Origin of the sequence: Streptomyces griseoruber (assembly GCF_001514205.1) — a bacterium.
Classification (GTDB): Bacteria; Actinomycetota; Actinomycetes; order Streptomycetales; family Streptomycetaceae; genus Streptomyces; species Streptomyces griseoruber.
Genome location: NZ_KQ948765.1, coordinates 799,418 through 817,721, shown reverse-complemented (window position 1 = coordinate 817,721; position 18,304 = coordinate 799,418). Strand labels below are relative to the sequence as shown.

At 72.8% G+C, this 18,304-nt stretch carries 14 protein-coding genes; 13 read left to right on the top strand and 1 reads right to left on the bottom strand.

The window, feature by feature from the left end; genetic code table 11:
• Nucleotides 1-24 precede the first annotated feature (24 nt).
• From AQJ64_RS11990 to AQJ64_RS11940, 11 genes are all read left to right on the top strand, one after another.
• Complete coding sequence (locus tag AQJ64_RS11990; protein WP_055632209.1) at nt 25-588, top strand: hypothetical protein; 564 nt, start codon at nt 25-27, stop codon at nt 586-588.
• Complete coding sequence (locus AQJ64_RS11985; RefSeq protein ID WP_055632208.1) at nt 585-1,226, top strand: hypothetical protein; 642 nt, start codon at nt 585-587, stop codon at nt 1,224-1,226. The genes AQJ64_RS11990 and AQJ64_RS11985 overlap by 4 nt, the downstream gene beginning before the upstream one ends.
• 124 nt (nt 1,227-1,350) lie before the next feature.
• On the top strand, nt 1,351-1,683 hold the full coding sequence (locus AQJ64_RS11980; protein WP_055632207.1) for a tail protein X: 333 nt from the start codon (nt 1,351-1,353) through the stop codon (nt 1,681-1,683).
• 83 nt (nt 1,684-1,766) lie between these two features.
• A complete protein-coding gene (locus AQJ64_RS11975) occupies nt 1,767-2,894 on the top strand; it encodes a hypothetical protein (RefSeq protein WP_055632206.1) in 1,128 nt (375 codons plus the stop codon).
• Nucleotides 2,895-2,903: 9 nt separating this feature from the next.
• Nucleotides 2,904-3,416 carry a phage baseplate assembly protein V gene (locus AQJ64_RS11970; protein ID WP_055632205.1) on the top strand — a complete coding sequence of 171 codons (513 nt, stop codon included), beginning with the start codon at nt 2,904-2,906 and terminating at the stop codon, nt 3,414-3,416.
• Between the two features lie 2 nt (nt 3,417-3,418).
• A complete protein-coding gene (locus tag AQJ64_RS11965) occupies nt 3,419-3,748 on the top strand; it encodes a hypothetical protein (protein ID WP_055632204.1) in 330 nt (109 codons plus the stop codon).
• A 4-nt stretch (nt 3,749-3,752) separates the two neighbouring features.
• A complete protein-coding gene (locus tag AQJ64_RS11960) occupies nt 3,753-4,124 on the top strand; it encodes a GPW/gp25 family protein (protein WP_055632203.1) in 372 nt (123 codons plus the stop codon).
• Nucleotides 4,121-7,186, top strand: a complete 3,066-nt coding sequence (locus AQJ64_RS11955; protein ID WP_055632202.1) for a putative baseplate assembly protein — start codon at nt 4,121-4,123, stop codon at nt 7,184-7,186. The genes AQJ64_RS11960 and AQJ64_RS11955 overlap by 4 nt, the downstream gene beginning before the upstream one ends.
• Nucleotides 7,183-11,046 (top strand): putative baseplate assembly protein, encoded by a 3,864-nt coding sequence (locus AQJ64_RS11950; protein ID WP_055632201.1) that lies wholly within the window; start codon nt 7,183-7,185, stop codon nt 11,044-11,046. The genes AQJ64_RS11955 and AQJ64_RS11950 overlap by 4 nt, the downstream gene beginning before the upstream one ends.
• Complete coding sequence (locus AQJ64_RS11945) at nt 11,043-13,247, top strand: hypothetical protein (RefSeq protein ID WP_055632200.1); 2,205 nt, start codon at nt 11,043-11,045, stop codon at nt 13,245-13,247. The genes AQJ64_RS11950 and AQJ64_RS11945 overlap by 4 nt, the downstream gene beginning before the upstream one ends.
• Nucleotides 13,248-13,279: 32 nt before the next feature.
• Nucleotides 13,280-14,737 carry a DUF6519 domain-containing protein gene (locus AQJ64_RS11940; protein WP_055632199.1) on the top strand — a complete coding sequence of 486 codons (1,458 nt, stop codon included), beginning with the start codon at nt 13,280-13,282 and terminating at the stop codon, nt 14,735-14,737.
• A gap of 42 nt (nt 14,738-14,779) precedes the next feature.
• Here AQJ64_RS11940 and AQJ64_RS11935 read toward each other — a convergent pair whose 3' ends face one another.
• Nucleotides 14,780-15,880, bottom strand: a complete 1,101-nt coding sequence (locus AQJ64_RS11935; protein WP_055632198.1) for a fatty acid desaturase family protein — start codon at nt 15,878-15,880, stop codon at nt 14,780-14,782.
• Between the two features lie 293 nt (nt 15,881-16,173).
• On the opposite strand from AQJ64_RS11935, the gene AQJ64_RS11930 reads away from it, so the two are divergent.
• Together AQJ64_RS11930 and AQJ64_RS11925 are read left to right on the top strand one after the other, a co-directional pair.
• Nucleotides 16,174-16,650: an SRPBCC family protein gene (locus AQJ64_RS11930; RefSeq protein WP_055632197.1), complete on the top strand. Its 477-nt coding sequence runs from the start codon at nt 16,174-16,176 to the stop codon at nt 16,648-16,650.
• Nucleotides 16,651-17,283: 633 nt separating this feature from the next.
• Complete coding sequence (locus AQJ64_RS11925) at nt 17,284-18,273, top strand: iron-containing redox enzyme family protein (protein ID WP_055632325.1); 990 nt, start codon at nt 17,284-17,286, stop codon at nt 18,271-18,273.
• The last annotated feature ends 31 nt before the right edge of the window (nt 18,274-18,304 follow it).

Here is an 18,304-nt window from a genome sequence, read left to right as displayed (position 1 = left end):
GGTCCGAGAGCCACACCACGGTATGTGCTCCGCGCGGATGACGGAGAGACCGTTGCGGAACGGTTCGCCGCCGAGCGCGACTGGGACCTGATCGCTCGTGACGTCGCGGATCCCGAGCGCGGTGCGGAGCTCGAGGTGGTCTGGGCCACGGACGGCCCGGTGACCTTTCAGTTCCAGGAGGATCACGTCCTGAACGAGGGATACGTCTACCTCGCGGGCAGGGACAGGGCTCGGGTCGAGCGCCTTGAAGCGGATCTGACCGGATCCCTCGACCTCTGGTCGAGGGACGAGTTGCTGCGCGAGGCCGCCCGGCACGACGAGGGTCCTGCGCGCGGGCGCGCGATCCTGCGTGCCGGTCTGGGAGCTCCGATGGAATTCGACCACGAGTTCTATGACCTGATCACGGGGGCGATGCGATCCGGCGAGCCGGCGATGCGCGCGATCGGCATCCGTGCCTGCGCGTACTCGCCCGTGGCGGAGTACCGGCCAACGCTGGAGGAACTCGCTCGGAACGACGCCGAGCAGGAGATCAGGGATCTCGCCCGGGCGACGCTGCGGGCGTTCGACGAGTTCGAGGTCGGCTCATGACCCGGTACGCGGATCTCCCCAAGCCGGTGCAGGCCGGGATCGTGATCGTGGACCCCGAGCGGGGGACGCCGCAGCGGGTGATCGTGCTGCAGTTCAATCCGGACTCGCTGGAGCGCAGCATCGCGCCGCAGGCGGGCGGTGGGGAGCAGCAGGGGGACCGGACCGAGGCGCTGCGGTTGAAGGGGCCGGCGGTCGAGTCGTGGAAGTTCACCGCCGAGTTGGACGCCACCGACCAGCTCACCGTGCCGGCGCCGCTCGGCATCCACCCGCAGTTGGCGGCACTGGAGATGCTGATCCAACCGCCGGCCGCGCAGGTGCGTGCGAACAGCCGGCTGGCCGGTCTGGGCATGCTCGAGATCACGCCCGTCGAGCAGCCGCTGACGCTGTTCGTCTGGGGCCCGCGACGCGTCGTGCCGGTCCGGCTGACCGAGCTCTCGGTCACCGAGGAGGCGTTCGACCAGCAGTTGCAGCCGATCCGGGCCACGCTCGGGGTCGGGCTGCGGCTGCTGACGGTCAGCGACCTGCCCGCCGGGCACCGCGGCGCGGAGCTGTATCTCGCGCACCTCGCACAGAAGGAACGCCTGGCGGGGCAGCTCGCCGCGGGCCGGCTCGCACAGCTCGGACTGACCGGCATCTGAGCCTCGTACGACGAACGACGAACGACGAACGACGAACGACGAAACGAACCACGAAGACGAACGACGAAGACGAACGACGAAGACGAACGACGAAGACGAACGACGAAGACGAAGGGGGAAGCGCATGGCAGGGCTGCTCGACGACATCCCGGCGCCGGACCCGTATCCGCGGACCAGCAGGTACCACGGCATCGGGCAGTCGGTGCACACGACGGAGGACGGGCGGGAGATCCCGTACACGCCGCGGCGGATCCTGCCGCCGCCGGAGCGGCTGGTGCAGATCGACGAGCACGTGGTGGCCGACGGGGACCGCGCCGACAACCTGGCGAACCGGTACCTGGGCGACGCCGAGCAGTGGTGGCGGATCGCGGACGCGAACCCCGTCATGGATCCGGCCGACCTGACCCGGACCCCGGGCCGGGTACTGCGGATCACGCTGCCGGACCGGACCGGCTGACGGGACGACGGGCCTCAAGGGCCCGGCCAAGGGAGAGGGGCCGGGTCGCAAGGGCCCGGTGTACGGAGAGGAGAGGGGGACGGATGGCTGAAGTGCCCGTTCGGTTGTTGCTGATGATGGGGCGGCAGATCGCGGTGCCCGCGCCGGAGGCGGTGACCGAGGCGTTGCTGTCGGCGCAGATCACGGTCAGCGCCGGGCAGCGCAGCGGGTTCCAGCTCGCGTTCGACCTGTCGAAGAGCGGATTGATCGGGCGGACACTGCTGCCGTCGGGGTTCTTCGACCCGCCGACCCGGGTGGTGCTGACGGCGATCGTGCGGGGGACACCGACGGTGCTGATGGACGGGATCATCCTGCGGCACGAGGTCGGTGTGAGCGGGGTGCCGGGGCAGTCGACGCTGACGCTGACCGGCGAGGACCTGACGGTGCTGATGAACCTCGAGGAACGCGAGGCTGTGGCGTATCCGGCGATGGGGCCGGCGATCCGGGTGGCGACGATCATCGCGCAGTACGCGCAGTACGGGATCGTGCCGCTGATCGTCCCCGAGCTGGTGCCGCAGACGCCGCTGCCGACGCAGCGGGTGGACGTCCAGAAGGGCACCGATCTCGATTACCTGAACGAGCTGGCCAAGGCGAACGGGTACGTGTTCTACCTCGACCCCGGGCCGGTGCCCGGGATCAGCAAGGGCTACTGGGGACCTGAGCTGCGGCTCGGCGTCCCGCAGCACGCGCTGACCGTGAACTCCGACCATCTGTCCAACGTGGACCAGATGACGTTCGGGTTCGACGGCTCGGCCCGGGAGCAACCGGTGGCCCGGATCCAGATCCCCGCCACCAAGGTGGCGCTGCTGCTGCCGGTGCCCGAGGTGAGTGTGCTGCGGCCGCCGCTCGCGGCCCGGCCGGCGCCGGCGCTGAAACGGAAGGTGATCGCGGACACCGCGAAGAAGGAGCCGGCGCAGGCGGTCGCCGAGATGCTCGCCAAGGCGGTCGAGTCGTCCGACGCGGTGAGCGGCTCCGGCCAGCTGGACGTCACCCGGTACGGGCATGTGCTGCGGCCGCGCGAGCTGGTCGGCGTGCGCGGGGCGGGGCTGACGTACGACGGCCTCTACTACGTGAAGTCCGTGACGCACAACCTGCAGCGCGGCTCGTACACCCAGAACTTCACCCTGGCCCGCGAGGGCCTGGTGTCCCTGACCCCGGCCGTGCTCCCGTGAGGACGACAGATGCTCGAAGCGACGAAGTATCTCGGCAAGTACCGCGGCACCGTGGTGAACAACGTCGACCCGCTGCAACAGGGCCGGATCCAGGCCACGGTGCCGGACGTGCTCGGCGACACCCCGTGCACGTTCGCGATGCCGTGCCTTCCGGTGGCCGGTCCGCAGACCGGGATGTACGTCGTGCCGGTGGTCGGGGCCGGTGTGTGGATCGAGTTCGAGCAGGGCGACCCCAGCTACCCGATCTGGACGGGCTGCTGGTTCGGCTCGGTGGCCGAGGTGCCGCCGACCGCGCTGGCCGGACCGCCGGGGCAGCCGAACATCGTGCTCCAGACCCGCGGCCAGTACAGCGTCCTCCTGTCCGACCTGCCCGGCGGCCCGGGTATCACGCTGCGTTCACCGGGCGGGGCGGTGATCACGGTCAACGACACCGGGATCCTGATCAGCAACGGCAAGGGCGCGACGATCTCGCTGGTCGGCAACGTGGTGGACGTCAACACCGGCGGGCTCACGGTGACCTGACGATGACCAACGTGCTGCATGTGAACGCGACCGTGAGCTGCCCGCACGGCGGGCGGGCGTCGTACCTGCCGGCGTCCCCACGGGTGAACCTGTCCGGCCAGCCGGCCGCCACCGTGGCCGGCGCCTGGCTGATCGCGGGCTGCCCGTTCGCCGTCGGGCCCAAGCCGCAGCCGTGCGTGACGATCCGCTGGGTGACACCGGCGGCGCGGGTGACGGTGGCGGGGGCACCGGTGGTGACGCAGGCCTCGACCGGGCTGTGCCTCAGCGCGGAGCAGGTCCCGCAGGGGCCGCCGCTGGTGACGGTCGTACAGCAACGAACCAAGGGGGTCTGAACAAGTGACCGAGCGGATCGACATCGACTTCCCGTTCCGGGTGGACAGACGGGGGCGGACGGCCGACGTCGGGTACGACGGCCACATCGGGGACCTGATCGAGCTGGTGCTGTTCACCAGCCCGGGCGAACGCGTGATGCGGCCGGACTTCGGCTGCGGCCTGCTGGACCTGGTCTTCGAGCCGAACAGCCCGGAGCTGGCGGCCACCCTGCAACTGGCCGTCCACGCACAGCTGGAGCGCTGGCTGGGTGACGCGATCCAGATCGACGCGGTGGTCGTCGAGAGCGACGACAACGTGCTGCGGGTCCGGGTGGCGTACGTCGTCAGGGCGACCGGCGACCGCCGTACCGAGACCTTCGAGGGGAGGGCGGCATGAACGACGGGGGCGACACCGGGAGGAACCACGGGGGGACGACACCGTGCGGAACCGGGCACCGGCGCGGGGACGTCAGGACCGCGCGGCTCAACGGCGTCGATGCCGTGGAGGCCCACGACGACGGGCTGACACTGGTGGTGACCTTCCTCGGCAAGGCGCCGAGGCGGCTCGCCCCGGGCAACGTCCGGATCGACGGCGGCCGCCGGATCACCGGTGTGCACGTCACCGAGGTGACGATCGAGCGCGCGGAGGACGCGGACCTGGACGACCGGGCGTTCGTCGTGGTCGACCGCACCGGCGACACCTCGCCGTACACGCTGTCCGTGGTGGAGCCGGACGCCTACGGGCGGCCGGGAACCGAGCCGCTGGCCGGGTTCGACCCGCGCTACTCCCGGGCCGACTTCGTGTTCCACCCGCAGTGCCCGGCGCGGTCCGACTGCGTGTGCGGGTGCGGCGGGGAGCACGACGTCCGGCCGGCACCGGTGATCGACTACACGGCGCGGGACTACGCGACGCTGCGCCGGCAGCTGCTGGACCGGATGACACTGGTCGCGCCCTCCTGGGTGGAGCGGCATGTGCCGGACCTCGGGACGACCGTGGTCGAGCTGCTCGCGTACGCCGGTGACCAGCTGGAATACCAGCTGGACGCGGTGGCGACCGAGGCGTATCTGCACACCGCGCGGCGGCGGACCTCGGTGCGCAGGCACGTCAGGCTGATCGACTACCTGATGCACGACGGGTGCAACGCGCGTGCCGCGGTGACCCTGAGCGTGGACGACGAGATGACGCTGCGGCCGGGCACGTTCCGGTTCGCGGCGATCGACATCAGCCAGGTGGACCCGGTGGAGCGGCCGGACCTCAGGGCGGTCGTGACCGAGAGGGCGCTGGCCGCCCTGCCGCCGGCCGCACGGACCGATGTCTTCGAGCCGCTCGCGAGTGGCGAGACCGAGCTGCGGCCGACGCACAACCGGATCCGGTTCCACACCTGGGGCGACGACGAGTGCTGCCTGCCGAGGGGCGCGACCTCGGCGACGCTCGTCGACGAGGGGCTGTACCTGGTGCCCGGTGACCTGCTGGTGATCGAGGAGGTGCTCGGCCCGCGCACCGGCGCGGCGGCCGACGCCGACCCGGCGCACCGGCAGGTGGTGCGGCTCACCTCGGTGACGCCGGCGTGCGACGCGCTCTACGACCGGGCGGTCGTGGAGGTCACCTGGGCGGACGAGGACGCGCTGGCCTTCAGCGCCTGCCTGACCACGACGGGCGGCCCGGCGTGCGAGCGGCTGGTCGACGTGACCGTCGCGCGGGGCAACGTCCTCCTGGTCGACCACGGGCGGGACCTGACGTTCTGCGGCGGGCCCCCGGAGGAGTACGCCGTCCCGTCGGCGCCGGCGCCCCCGCCGGTGTGCGGGTCCGGCTGCTGCCCGGACCGTCCCGAGCAGGGACCCGCCGGGGAGGCGATCGTGGGGCTGATGACGGTGGCGCGGCGCGGAGAGCAGCTCACCGAGGAGCAGGTCACGACGCTGCGCGGGCTGGTCGGCCGGGCGGCGCTGGACCGGGCCGGGCTGGACGCCGGCGCGCCCGCGGCCGACCAGGCGGCGAGCCTGGACACGCTGCTGGCGCAGCTCCGCTACCCCGGCACGGTGGAGCCGTTCCGCCCCGAGCCGACCGACGGGCCGGTGACGCACCGGACGGCGTACCCGGACCCGGCGCTGGTGTCGTCCGGGCAGGCGGAGCTGCTCGACGGCATCGCGACGCGGGCCAGGGCACGGGTCACCGCGCTGTGGCGCGCGGCCCGGCCGCTGACCGAGGAGGAGACCGCCGAGCTGCGGCTCCTGGTCGGGCAGGCGGTGCTGGACCGGCTCGGCTTCGCCCACGACGAGGCGCGGGCGCTGCGCGACCTGCTGCTGCGCTACGAGGCGCTGCTGGGGGCGAAGATCCGGCGGCTGGCGCGGCTCTCCCGCCGGGCACGCGAGGGCGAGGTGCTCGGCGGCTGGCTGCTCGACGAGCTCGCGCAGACCTGGGGTCCCTCGTACGCCGACGGGCTGCGGGCCGACGACCCGCGGCTGGCCGGGCCGGCCTCGGCCGCGCTCACCCAGGACCCCCGCGCCGCGCTGCCCGCGGTGACCGTCACGGCCTACGCGCCGGACGGCACCCCGGCGGGGGAATGGACGCCGCGCCGCGACCTGCTGACCGCGACGCCGGACACGAGGGCGTTCGTCGGCGAGGCCGAGCAGGACGGCCGGCTGGCGCTGCGGTTCGGCGACGGCGTGAACGGTGAGCCACCGCCGGCGGGCGGGCGGATCGCGGTCCGCCACCGGGTGGGCAACGGTGCCGCGGGCAACGTCGGTGCCGAGGCGATCGGGCACCTGGTGCTGTGCGACGGCGACGACGCCGTCACGCTGGTGCGCAACCCGCTGCCGGCCCGCGGCGGGACCGAGCCGGAGGCCCTCGACGAGGTACGCCGACTGGCGCCGCTCCAGCCGCACCGGGTCAGGCTCCGGGCCGTGACCGCGGACGACTACGCCGAACTGGCCTCGGCGGTGCCGGGTGTGCAGCGGGCGGCGGCCGACTTCCGCTGGACCGGCACCGGCCAGGAGGTGCACGTCGCGGTCGACGCCCTCGGTACCGGAGCTCCGGGCGCGAAGCTGCTGGACCGGGTCGCGCACACGCTGGACGGTGTACGGCGGATCGGGCACGACGTGGTCGTGCGGCCCGCGACGGCGGTGCCCGTGGACCTGGAGCTGAAGGTCTGTGCCGCCGCCGGCCACCAGCGCGGTCATGTGCGCGACGCGGTACGGCGGACGGTGCTGGCGCTGTTCGCGCCGGACGCGGTGACGTTCGGCGATCCGGTGCGGATCAGCCGGGTGGTCGCGGCGGCGGCCGCCGTACCCGGCGTGACGAGCGTGCTGGTGACCCGGCTCAGGAGGCTGTTCGCGCCGGACGCCGGCGAGCTGGACGACGGGCTGCTGCGGATCGGGCCGCTGGAGGTCGCACAGCTGGAGGACGACCGTGACCGGCCGGAGAACGGCCGGCTGCACATCGAGATCGGGGGAGGCCGATGACCGGGGGCTGTCGGTGCGGCGCGGGCGGCGGGGGCTGCTGCACCGGAACCGAGCTGGAGACGCCGTTCAGCCGGGTGAACCCGCCGGGGCTGGCGCAGATCGCGTACCGGACCGGAGACCACCACGCGTTCTGGTCGTCGATGCTGGCGCGGCTGTCCAGCCCGGCGTACCCGGAGCTGCGCGACCTGCTGGTGCGCACCCCCGACGACCCGGCGCTGTCGTGGCTGGACGCGTGGGCGGTGCTGGGCGACCTGCTCGGGTTCCACACCGAGCGGGTGGCGAACGAGGGCTACCTGCGCACCGCGACCCGGGCGGACTCGCTGCTGCTGTTCGGCCGGCTGCTGGGGCACACGCCGCGGCCGGGCGTCGGCGCGGGTGTGTATCTCGCCTACCAGGTGGACCGGGACCGGGCGGTGACGATCCCGGCCGGGGCGCGGGCGCAGAGCGTGCCGGGGACGGGTCAGGAACCGCAGTCGTTCGAGACCGTGGAGGACCTCGCGGCACGGGCGGCGTGGAACGACCTGAAGGTGCGGCTGCGGCGGCCCTACCCGGTGCGGCTGCGGGCGGACCGCACGATCGACCGGCGCGAGGTGCACCTGGCCGGCGCGGGGGCGCGGCTGCAGACCGGTGACCGGCTGCTGTTCGTGTTCGGCACCGAACCGGGGCGGCAGGCGCTCGACGTGGTGCAGGCGAGCACCGTCGACGAGGCCGAGGGGATCACCTCGGTGCTCATGCCGGGCGCGAAGCTGCCGACGCTCGCCGCGCTGGAGGACAGGTTCCGGGACAAGGTCGCCGACCTGCTGGAGGACGACAAGTACCGCAACAGCAGGATCGTCAGGCGCTATGTCGACGGCGTGCTCGTGCCGCTGCGCGACCGGCTGCCGTCGGAGCCCGTCGTCCTCGAATCCGTCCCGGGCGGCGTATCCGGCCCCGGCCTCGCGATCGGCCCCGACGAGGACGGCGGGGACCCGGACGCGATCACGACCCCGACCGAGTTCGCGCGGGCGCTCGACAACGCGTTGCACCTGCTGGAGGAGTCGCTGGCGGCGGCAGCGCCGTATCCGGCGGTGCACGACTTCCTCGTCGCGCTGCGCACGGACCTGACCGGGATCCGCACCCAGGCCGGCCGGCTGGAGCCCGCGCAGGACCGGCCCACGGAGGAGGACGAGAAGCTGTACGACAGGCTCGCCCTCGCGCGCTTCGTCGTCACCGGCAACGGTGCCACCGGCAACGGGTCCGGTGGCGCGCCGCCGTCCGAGGACGACCCGGCACTGCTCGGACTGGCCGCGCTGCTCGGGTCGCTGCGCAAGCCGCTCACGCCGCAGCCCTCGTCCGCCCGCGCGCTGCGGCTGGACCCGGCGAACGTGTTCAGCACCGGATCCGACGCCGGTGTCCGGCTGCTGACCGCGCTCGACCCGCGGCTCGCCTCGCTGTACGAGGCCTGGCGCAACGTCAACCTCACGAAACCGCTGCCGCTCGCCGGGCTCCAGGCGATGCGCACGGTGGCGACCCCGTTCGGCGCGACCGCGCCGCTGCAGCCGGACTACGACGAGAACGGGCGGATCGTCGGGCACCTCGAGTGGCCGCTGACCGGATCGCAGTCGCTGACCTTCACCGTCGAGTACCAGACCGGCAAGCCGAAGACGCTCGTCCCGCGGTGGATCGAGTCCGGCAGCCCGGTCGGCGACCCGAAGACGCTGCCGTTCGACGGCTTCCTCCGGGTGGGGCCGCTGGGCGTCTGGGTCACCACCACGACACCGGCCGACGCACCGGCCACCGTGACGCTGCTGTGCTGGGGCAACGACGTCGCACGCAAGGTCACCTTCACCGGGCCGAAGCCGGACAGCGGCACACCGGACGGCAGGATCACCGTCGAGGTCGCCCCGACGTTCGGGACCGACCCGGCGCCGGTCGTCAAGGACCTCCAGCCCGGCGACGAGGAGACCACCACCCACGGCGGCATCAACGTCGTACTCGGCCGGGCCGAGCGGGCCGACGACCCGGACAAGGTCACGGTCGCGCTGACCACCACCAGCACGGTGTCGACCAAGGTGCTCGTGCTGGACGCCGTGTACCCGGGGATCGGACCGGAGAGCTGGGTGGTCATCGAGCGGCCCGGCGCCGTACCGTCGCTGCAGAAGCTGGTCACCCGGGTCGAGACCGCCCGGGTCATCTCACAGGCCGACTTCGGGATCACCGGCAAGGTCACCGAGCTGACGCTGGCGGACGCGTGGCTCGGCCCGGAGGACACACAGCTCTCCCAGATCCGCAAGACCACGGTGTACGCGGGCGGTGAGCCGCTCACCGTCGCCACCGAGCCGATCCCGGACGACGTGGCCGACGGCGTCATCGAGCTGGCCGAGCTGTACGACGAGCTGGAGCCGGGCCGCTGGGTGATCGTGGCCGGCGAGCGCACCGACATCCCGGACACACCGGGGGTGCAGGCCGCCGAGCTCGCGATGATCGCCGGCGTCTCGCACGCGGTCGACCCGGCCAAGCCCGGGGAGCCCGTGCACACCACGATCACACTCGCGGGACCGCTGGCGTACACCTACCGCCGCACCACGGTGACGATCCACGGCAACGTCGTGCGGGCCGATGCCGGCGCGACCCGGGACGAACCGATCGGCAGCGGCGACGCGGGGCAGGCCGGGCAGACCTTCACGCTGTTCGCCGCGCCGCTGACCTGGCTGCCGGCCGACAACCCGCGCGGCGCGCGCAGCACACTGCAGGTACGGGTCGACGGGGTGCTGTGGCAGGAGGTGGACAGCCTCGCCGGGCAGCCGCCGACCGCGAAGGTCTACGTCACCGGCACCGGCGAGGGCGGCCGCACCACGATCGCCTTCGGCGACGGCGTGCACGGCGCCCGGCTGCCCACCGGCCACGAGAACGTCCGGGCCCGCTACCGGGTCGGGATCGGCGCCGCGGGCAACGTCGCCGCCGGCACCGTGACCACGCCGCTGACCCGCCCGCTCGGTGTCACCGCCGTCACCAACCCGCTGCCGGCCGGCGGCGGGGCCGACCCGGACGGGCTGCGGCAGACCCGGCGGCAGATCCCGCTCGCGGTGGCGGCGCTGGACCGGCTGGTCGGGATCACCGACTACGAGGACTTCACCCGGTCACGGGCCGGGATCGGCCGGGCCGCGGCACGGCGGATCTTCGGCGGCCGCGAGCTGATGCACGTCACCATCGCGGGCGCCGGTGACATCACCCTCGACGAGGACGGCGAGATCGTCCGGTCGCTGCGCTCCGCGCTCGCACTGTACGGCGACCCGCAGCTGCCGGTCCGGGTGGACGTGCGCGAGCTGGTGCTGCTGGTGATGTCGGCCGGGCTGAAGATCGCGCCGGACCACTCCTACGACCTGGTGGAGCCGAAGGTACGGCGCGCGCTGCTGGAGCGGCTCGGGTTCGACAACCGCGAGCTGGGCCAGCCGGCGTACCTGTCCGAGGCGATCGCCGCCGCGCAGGCGGTGCCGGGCGTCGAGTACGTCGATGTGGACGTGTTCGCCGGCGTCCCGGGCAGCATGACGCCGGCCGGGCTGCAGAAGCTGGCGTCCACGCTGACCACGCCGAACCCGACGGTGCCGGCCCGGCAGGCGTCCTGCACGGTCGAGTACCACGACGTGCGGCCGCCCGACGGCGGCGACCCCGCGTCGTACCGCGAGTCGCTGACGTCGGTCGCCGCGCGCAACGGCATCACGGTCGCCGAGCTGCTCCGGCTGAACCCCGGGCTGCCACCGGCCGAGCCGCTGCCGGCGGGCACCCGTGTCGTGGTCTTTGCCGGCGTCCGGCCCGCGCAGCTCGTGCTGCTGTCACCCGCTGTCCCGACCACGCTGATCCTGAAGGAGGTACGCGGATGAGCCGCAGTCCGGACCGACTCAGCGAGCTGATCGCGCTGCACATCCGCAAGACCGATACCGAGAACGGGTCCGCGCTGCGGGCGCTGCTCGCGGTGATCGGCGAGCAGGTCGACCTGGTGCAGAGCGACCTGGAGCGGCTGTACGACAACTGGTTCGTGGAGACCGCCGAGAGCTGGGCGGTCCCCTATCTGGGTGACCTGGTGGGCTACCGGCTGCTGCCCGGGCACGAGGAGGCGCTCGCGACGGCGGCCACGGACCGGTTGGTGGCCCGGCTGGCGCCGCGCCGGGACGTCGCCGCGACGGTGGGGGCGAGGCGGCGCAAGGGGACGCTGCCGATGCTGGAGGAGCTGGCGTCGTCGGTGGCGGACTGGCCTTCGCGGGCGGTCGAGTTCCATCGGCTGCTGCTGCGCGACCAGCCGATCAGGCTGTACCCGTCCTCGGACGAGGCCGCGGTGCGGCGGGCACAGGCGTCGCCCGGGCTGGTCGACGTCCGCGACGACGCGCGGCTGGTGGGGATCGGCGGGCCCTTCGAGACGCAGGGACGCCTCGCCGAGGCCGCGCGCATCAGCTCGGCGCGGCGGCAGGGCCGGTACCGGCCGGCGAACGTCGGAGCGTACGTGTGGCGGCTGAGGCCGCAGCCGCTGACCTACGCGCCGGCGTACTGCATCGACCGGGCGCGCAACCAGTTCACGTTCTCGATCCTCGGCAACGACGTGCCGCTGACGACCAGGCCGGTGCCCGAGCCGTCGCCGGAGCACATCGCGGGACGGGAGCACGTGCCGGCGCCGATCACCCGGCGCGAGCTGGCCGACCGGCTGCCGGACTTCTACGGCCGGGACAAGAGCTTCGCGATCTGGCGGGACGGGCAGCGGGACCCGGTCCCGGTGACCGACATCGTGGTGGCCGACCTGTCCGGCTGGTTCTACCGGGCGCGGCGCGGCCAGGTGGTGGTGGACCCGGAGCTCGGGCGGATCGTGTTCGGGGCGCGGTCGGCGCCGCGCCGCGGCGTGTGGGTGAGCTACCACTTCCTCCAGCCGTCCGAACTCGGTGGCGGGGAGTACCCGCGGGACGTGACGACGCCGGGTGCGGCGAAGGTGTACCGGGTGGGGCCCGACGAGGAGTTCGAGCGGATCCAGCTGGCCTACGGGGCGTGGCAGCGCGACAACGCCGGTGGCGCCCAGCCGGAGGCGGTGATCGAGATCGCGGACTCCGGGGCGTACCAGGAGCAGCTGGAGTTCGTGCTGTCGCCGGGGGACCGGCTGGAGGTGCGCGGCGCGGAGCGCAGACGGCCGGTGCTGCGGCTGCTGGACTGGTACAGCAACCGGCCGGACTCGCTGCAGATCCGGGCGCTCTGCGCGGAGGAGGGCGACGACCGGCCGCCGCCGCGGTTCGTGCTCGACGGGTTGCTGATCACGGGCCGCGGGATCAGCGTGACCGGGCCGATGGGCGCGGTCGTCGTACGGCACTCGACGCTGGTGCCCGGGTGGTCGCTGGAGCCGCACTGCCGTCCCACGCACCCGGAGGAGCCCAGCCTGGTGCTGGAGAACACCACGGCGTGCGTGGAGATCGCGCACAGCGTCGTCGGATCGATCCTGGTGGTGAACGACGAGGCCGGGACCGATCCCGTCACGGTGTGCGTCACCGACTCGGTGCTCGACGCGACCGGCGCCGACCGCGAGGCGGTGTCGGCGCCGGAGTGCCGGCACGCGCACGCGGAGCTGACGGTACGGCGGTCGACGGTGATCGGCGAGGTGCACGCGCACGCGGTCCGGCTGGGCGAGAACTCGGTCTTCGACGGTCTGATGCACGTCGCGCGGCGGGGGATCGGGTGCCTGCGGTTCTGTTACGTGCCGCCGGGGTCGCGGACGCCGCGCCGCTACCACTGCCAGCCGGACCTCGTCGGGGAGGACCTGCGGCGGCTCGCCGAGTCCGGTGACGTGGACCCGGCGGACCTGCCGCGGTGGGGCGCGCTGGAGGCCGCCCGGGTCCGGCCCCGGTTCACCGGCAGACGGTACGGGGCGCCGGCCTACCTCCAGCTCGCGCTGTCGTGCGCGGTGGAGATCTGGCGGGGCGCGGACGACGGCTCCGAGCTGGGGGTGCTGCACGACCTGTACCAGCCGCAGCGGGAGGACAACCTGCGGGCGCGGCTCGCGGAGTTCTCGCCGGCCGGCCTGGACGCCGGGATCGTCCCGGTCAACTGACACGGCGTCAATCGATGATTCGGGAGGGAAAGATGCACGGCGATTTCTCGCGCCTGACGTACCGGCCACAGGAGCACTATGCCGCGGTGGTGAGCCAGCAGGGCCGGGTGCTGCTGGACGCCGAGTCCAACGAGCAGGCCCAACTCGGTCTGTCGGCCGATCGGTCACTGGCCGCCGACCTGATCGGCCGGCACGGCGGGCCCGGTGACGGCTTCAGGATCGAGTACGGCGCGGAGTCCGAGGGCGAGAAGGCCTCGCTCACGATCGCGCCCGGCCGGTACTACGTGGACGGAATCGCGGTCGACGCCACCCGCCCGGAGCCGCTGCCGGCGGTGGACGAGTGCGGTGGCCGGCCGGCGGACGCCGGGCACGCTCACCCGGACGCGGCCGCGAAGAAGCCCGTCGCGGCGAAGAAACCGGCGTCCGCGAAGGCCGGGGCGAGGGCCGTCGACGGCACGGAGGCCGGCCCGGTGTGGACGTACTGGGACCAGCCGTACGCCTACCGCGATGTGGAGCGGGACGACGACGAGCTGCCGTCCGGTCCGTTCCTGGCCTACCTGCGGGTGCACGACCGGCTGGTGACGGCCGTACAGGACCCGCTGCTGCGGGAGACCGCGCTCGGTGCCGCGCTGCCCGACACCACGGCGCGGGTACGGGTCGACTGGGAGGTGCTGCCGCTGGAGCTGGGGGAGGACCAGCGGTGTGATCCCGCGGGGGCGTTCGACGCGTGGGTCGCCGCGCAGCAGGACCGCACCTGCCGGCTCGCCGCGCGCGCCGAGCGGCCGGCGCGGGTCGAGAACGACCCGTGCCTGGTGGCGCCGGACGCGCGCTACCGGGGACCGGAGAACCAGCTCTACCGGGTGGAGATCCACCGGGGCGGCGAGGTCGGCGAAGCGTCCTACAAGTGGTCGCGTGAGAACGGGTCGGTGGTGCTGCCGCTGACCGCCATCGGCGAGTGGGTCACCCTGGAGGCGCTCGGCCGCGACGACAAGCTCGACCTGGACGTCGGTGACTTCGTCGAGGTCTGTGACGACGCGTCCGTCGGGCGCGGTGAGATCTTCGACCTGCTCCAGGTGGTCGAGGTCGACCTGGCCGGGCGGCGGGTGCGCCTGTCGGCGGAACCGGACGGGACGGTCGGGCGGCAGCCGGGGCGGCATCCGTACCTGCGGCGCTGGGACCAGCTGGAGAGCCGTCGGCGCGGCGCGCCCAGGCTGGAGGGCGGGGCGGTGAAGGTGGTCGAGGGCGAGTGGATCGACCTCGAGGACGGGGTGCAGGTCTACTTCGCGCCCTGCGGGCGGTATGTGTCCGGTGACTACTGGACCTTCGCCGCCCGCACCGTCACCGGCGCCGTCGAGTGGCCCACGGACGCCGGGGGGCGGCCGCTGCTGGCGCGTCCGGCGGGCGTCGCCTACCACTACGCGCCGCTGGCGTGGATCAACGACGGCCAGGCCCAGGACCTGAGGAAGGTCTTCGGACAGCTCACGGCATGACCCGCCGGTGCCGCGCCCGGTGTCCCGAGTCCCGGAAGGCTCTCAGGGCACACGGTCACCGCCGATGTCCGCCGGACCTCCCTGGGCGGGGACGCGGGCGGGCCGGAGCGGCGCGCCGGCCCGGTGGAGGCTGGTGAGGGCGTGCCGGTAGGAGGTGATCAGCCCGGTCTCGACGTAGTCCACGCCCAGTTCCTCGCAGTGGCGGCGGACGATGGTTCGGGCCTTGCGCAGGTTGGGGCTGGGCATGCTGGGGAAGAGGTGGTGCTCGATCTGGTGGTTCAGCCCGCCCAGTGCGATGTCGGTGAGCCGTCCGCCGCGCACGTTGCGTGAGGTGAGCACTTGGCGGCGGAGGAAGTCCGGGCGGTCGTCGCCCGTCAGGATCGGCATGCCCTTGTGGTTGGGCGCGAAGAGGGAGCCGAGGTAGACGCCGAACAGGCCCTGGTGGACGGCGAGGAAGGCGATCGCCATGCCGGGCGGCAGCAGCCAGAGCAGGACGGCCAGATAGACCGCGAAGTGCGCGAACAGCAGGGTGCCGTCGAGCGTTCGGTGCTTGAGCGAGCGGTTGGCCAGCGCCTTCACGCTCGACACGTGCAGGTTGAAGCCCTCCAGTGTGAGGAGCGGGAAGAACAGGAACGCCTGCCAGCGGCCGATCAGGCGGGGGAGCCCCTTGGCGGCCCGGGCCTGGTCCTGGGACCAGACCAGCAGGTTGGGGTCGAGGTCGGGGTCGAGTTCCTCGTGGTTGGGGTGGGCGTGGTGACGGGTGTGCTTGTCCTGCCACCACCCGTAGCCCATCCCGATGCCCGCACCGGCGATCCGTCCGGACGTTTCGCTGGCGCGGCGACGGCGGAACACCTGACGGTGGGCCGCGTCATGGGCGAGCAGGGCGACCTGACCGAAGACGACGGCCAGGAAGGCGGCGGCCGCCAGGGTCCACCAACTGTCGGCGACGAGCGCGACGGCGGCCCACCCGACGACGTAGAGCCCGGCCACTGCCGTGATCCGCAGTGCGTAGTAGCCGGGACGGCGCCCCAGCAGGCCGGCATCAGCGATCTTTCTCGACAGCCGGGCGAAGTCACTGCCGGACGTCTCCGAGGGCCGGGGGCCGACCGCGGTGTCTCCGGTCGGGGCGGTATCTCTGGTCATGATGGTGAAACTCTCTCCGAAGGAGGCAGATGGCTCGCCGCCGCCTCGGGAGTCACCGAGACCGGGCCGCAGGCGGGGATGCGCATCGCCAGGCCGTGGAGCGAGGACGACCTCTGCTCCGTCCGCCGGCGGCAACGCAGGCCCTTTGTCCGAAGGCGGGTTCCCTGCCAGGCGGGTCTCACACCGGGATCGTCGCGGAGGCGTCCTTGGTGCCGCCCGACACGCGGTTCTTCATATCCCCCGTACCTGGGTACCCGGTGTGGTGCGGAACGACCGCCGGCGAGGAGGAAACGATGAGCACGGTGAAGGAAGCAGTGGACGTCGAGGTCCCCGTCCATACGGCTTACAACCAGTGGACGCAGTTCGAGGAGTTCCCGAACTTCATGGAGGGCGTCGAGGAGGTGAGGCAGCTCGACGAGCGGCACAACCACTGGACCACCAAGATCGGCGGGGTGCGGCGCGAGTTCGACACGGAGATAGTCGACCAGTTGGTGGACGACCGGATCACCTGGCGGGTCGTGGACGGAGAGACCCGGCAGCGGGGATCGGTCAGGTTCCAGCGGCTGGACGACACCCGCACCCGGGTGGAGCTCACGATGGACGTCGAGCCCAGCGGCATGGCCGAGAAGGGCGCGGACATGCTCGGCATGATCGACCGCCAGGTCAGGGGAGATCTGCACCGCTTCAAGGACTACATCGAACAGCGCGGGGGCGAGACCGGCGCCTGGCGAGGACGCATCCGGCCCGGGAATCCCGGCTCGGCCTTCTGACCACTCGGGACACGCATCGGGCTCCCGGACGGGAGCCCCGGCCGCCATGCCTCTCCCAGGAAGGCGTCCGAGGCACCGTCATGGTCCAGCAGCCGGCTCCGACGGGCTCGATCGGAACAGGGCCTGCTCCTGACTGCGGCTCACGCCGAAGCCTGGTGGGCCGCCGTTCGCCGCGGCAGGCCGAGGCCGCGGCGTCGACGGTGTCCCGTACAGCCCGCACGGAAGCGACCCCGGTGATCTCCAGAATGCAGCGTCGAATCCGCGAAGGTGATGTCGGAAGCGTCCGGCACCATTCCGGAGTGCTCGTCGGCGGCCGCCTCCAAGGCGTCGGCCGACGGCTCCGGGCCACCACCGGGCCGGACCCCGTGGTGGTGGAGCACATGGCGTGCGGCCGGGCTCTGCGGGGAGGGGGATCGTGTTGCGGGGCCGGGTGTGGGGGCCGTACGGCCGCCGTCGTCGGGGTGGCTGCGGCGGCGTCGGCCGAGGTGCTGTCCGAGGCGGTCGCCGGCCGTACCGGCGCCACCGCCCGCCGAAGGAGGGTGCCGCCGGCAGGGCGACCCTTGGACGGGCCCGTCCGTCCAGTTCGCCGCGAGGCGCAGGTGCCAAGCCCTGGATCACGGGTACTCGGTCGCCATGGACGTCCCATCGAGAGAGCCGACCCTGCCGTGCGCCCGTGGCCGGATCTCGGCGGCGATCGGCGGATACCTGCGGAACACGGGGCCGCTCCCGGACGAGCAGGCGGTTCTCCGCGCCGCCCCGCTCGGAGATGATCTACAGCTCGCCCTGTATGTCTGCTACGAGCTGCATTACCGGGGATTTGCCGACGTCGATGCCGACCGTGAATGGGATCCCGACCTGCTCAACGTCCGAGCCGCCGTCGAGCAGCGGTTTCTCGAGGCCCTCCGCGACGGGGCGCCCCGGCACGGGCGCGCCGATGAGGCATTGGAGGAACTGCTCGTCGAGCCCGTCGACGGCAGCGGCGTCAGCCGGTTCTTGCAGCATGAGGGTGAGCTGTGGCAGTTGCGCGAATACGCCGCCCAGCGGTCGCTCTACCACCTCAAGGAAGCCGACCCGCATGCCTGGGTCCTGCCCCGATTGTGGGGGAGGGCGAAGGCGGGAATGGCGGCCGTGGAGTTCGACGAGTTCGGAGGAGGTCGCGCGGATCGCGTGCACGCCCGCCTGTTCGCCGAGCTCATGGCCGACCTCGACCTGAACACCTCGTACGGGCACTATCTCGACGCGGCCGGTGCCGAAGCCCTCGCCATCGTGAACATGATGTCCCTCTTCGGCCTGCACCGCGCGCTGCGAGGGGCCCTGGTGGGACATTTCGCCGCCGTCGAAATCACCTCGTCCCCGGGGTCGCGGCGTCTTGCCCAGGCCATGCGGCGCACCGGCGCCGGACCGGCCGCCGAGCACTTCTACGACGAGCACGTCGAGGCCGACGCCGTGCACGAACAGGTCGTCCGCTGGGAAGTCGTCGCGGGCCTCCTCGAGGAAGAGCCTCACCTCGACGGCGATGTCGCCTTCGGAGTGGAAGCCACCACATATCTCGAAGACCGCCTTGCCGAGCGTCTTCTCGGCGCGTGGCGGACCGGGGAGTCATCGCTGCGGATACCTGTCTGACCGGCGTGCCTGCGGCGAACAGGTTCTCGCG

Excerpts from the sequence above, each read along its gene's own strand:
- AQJ64_RS11985 (WP_055632208.1), top strand. The coding sequence starts at position 585 with ATGACCCGGTACGCGGATCTCCCCAAGCCGGTGCAGGCCGGGATCGTG.
- AQJ64_RS11980 (WP_055632207.1), top strand. The coding sequence starts at position 1,351 with ATGGCAGGGCTGCTCGACGACATCCCGGCGCCGGACCCGTATCCGCGG.
- AQJ64_RS11975 (WP_055632206.1), top strand. The coding sequence starts at position 1,767 with ATGGCTGAAGTGCCCGTTCGGTTGTTGCTGATGATGGGGCGGCAGATC.
- AQJ64_RS11970 (WP_055632205.1), top strand. The coding sequence starts at position 2,904 with ATGCTCGAAGCGACGAAGTATCTCGGCAAGTACCGCGGCACCGTGGTG.
- AQJ64_RS11965 (WP_055632204.1), top strand. The coding sequence starts at position 3,419 with ATGACCAACGTGCTGCATGTGAACGCGACCGTGAGCTGCCCGCACGGC.
- AQJ64_RS11955 (WP_055632202.1), top strand. The coding sequence starts at position 4,121 with ATGAACGACGGGGGCGACACCGGGAGGAACCACGGGGGGACGACACCG.
- AQJ64_RS11950 (WP_055632201.1), top strand. The coding sequence starts at position 7,183 with ATGACCGGGGGCTGTCGGTGCGGCGCGGGCGGCGGGGGCTGCTGCACC.
- AQJ64_RS11945 (WP_055632200.1), top strand. The coding sequence starts at position 11,043 with ATGAGCCGCAGTCCGGACCGACTCAGCGAGCTGATCGCGCTGCACATC.
- AQJ64_RS11940 (WP_055632199.1), top strand. The coding sequence starts at position 13,280 with ATGCACGGCGATTTCTCGCGCCTGACGTACCGGCCACAGGAGCACTAT.
- AQJ64_RS11935 (WP_055632198.1), bottom strand. The coding sequence starts at position 15,880 with ATGACCAGAGATACCGCCCCGACCGGAGACACCGCGGTCGGCCCCCGG.
- AQJ64_RS11930 (WP_055632197.1), top strand. The coding sequence starts at position 16,174 with ATGAGCACGGTGAAGGAAGCAGTGGACGTCGAGGTCCCCGTCCATACG.
- AQJ64_RS11925 (WP_055632325.1), top strand. The coding sequence starts at position 17,284 with ATGGACGTCCCATCGAGAGAGCCGACCCTGCCGTGCGCCCGTGGCCGG.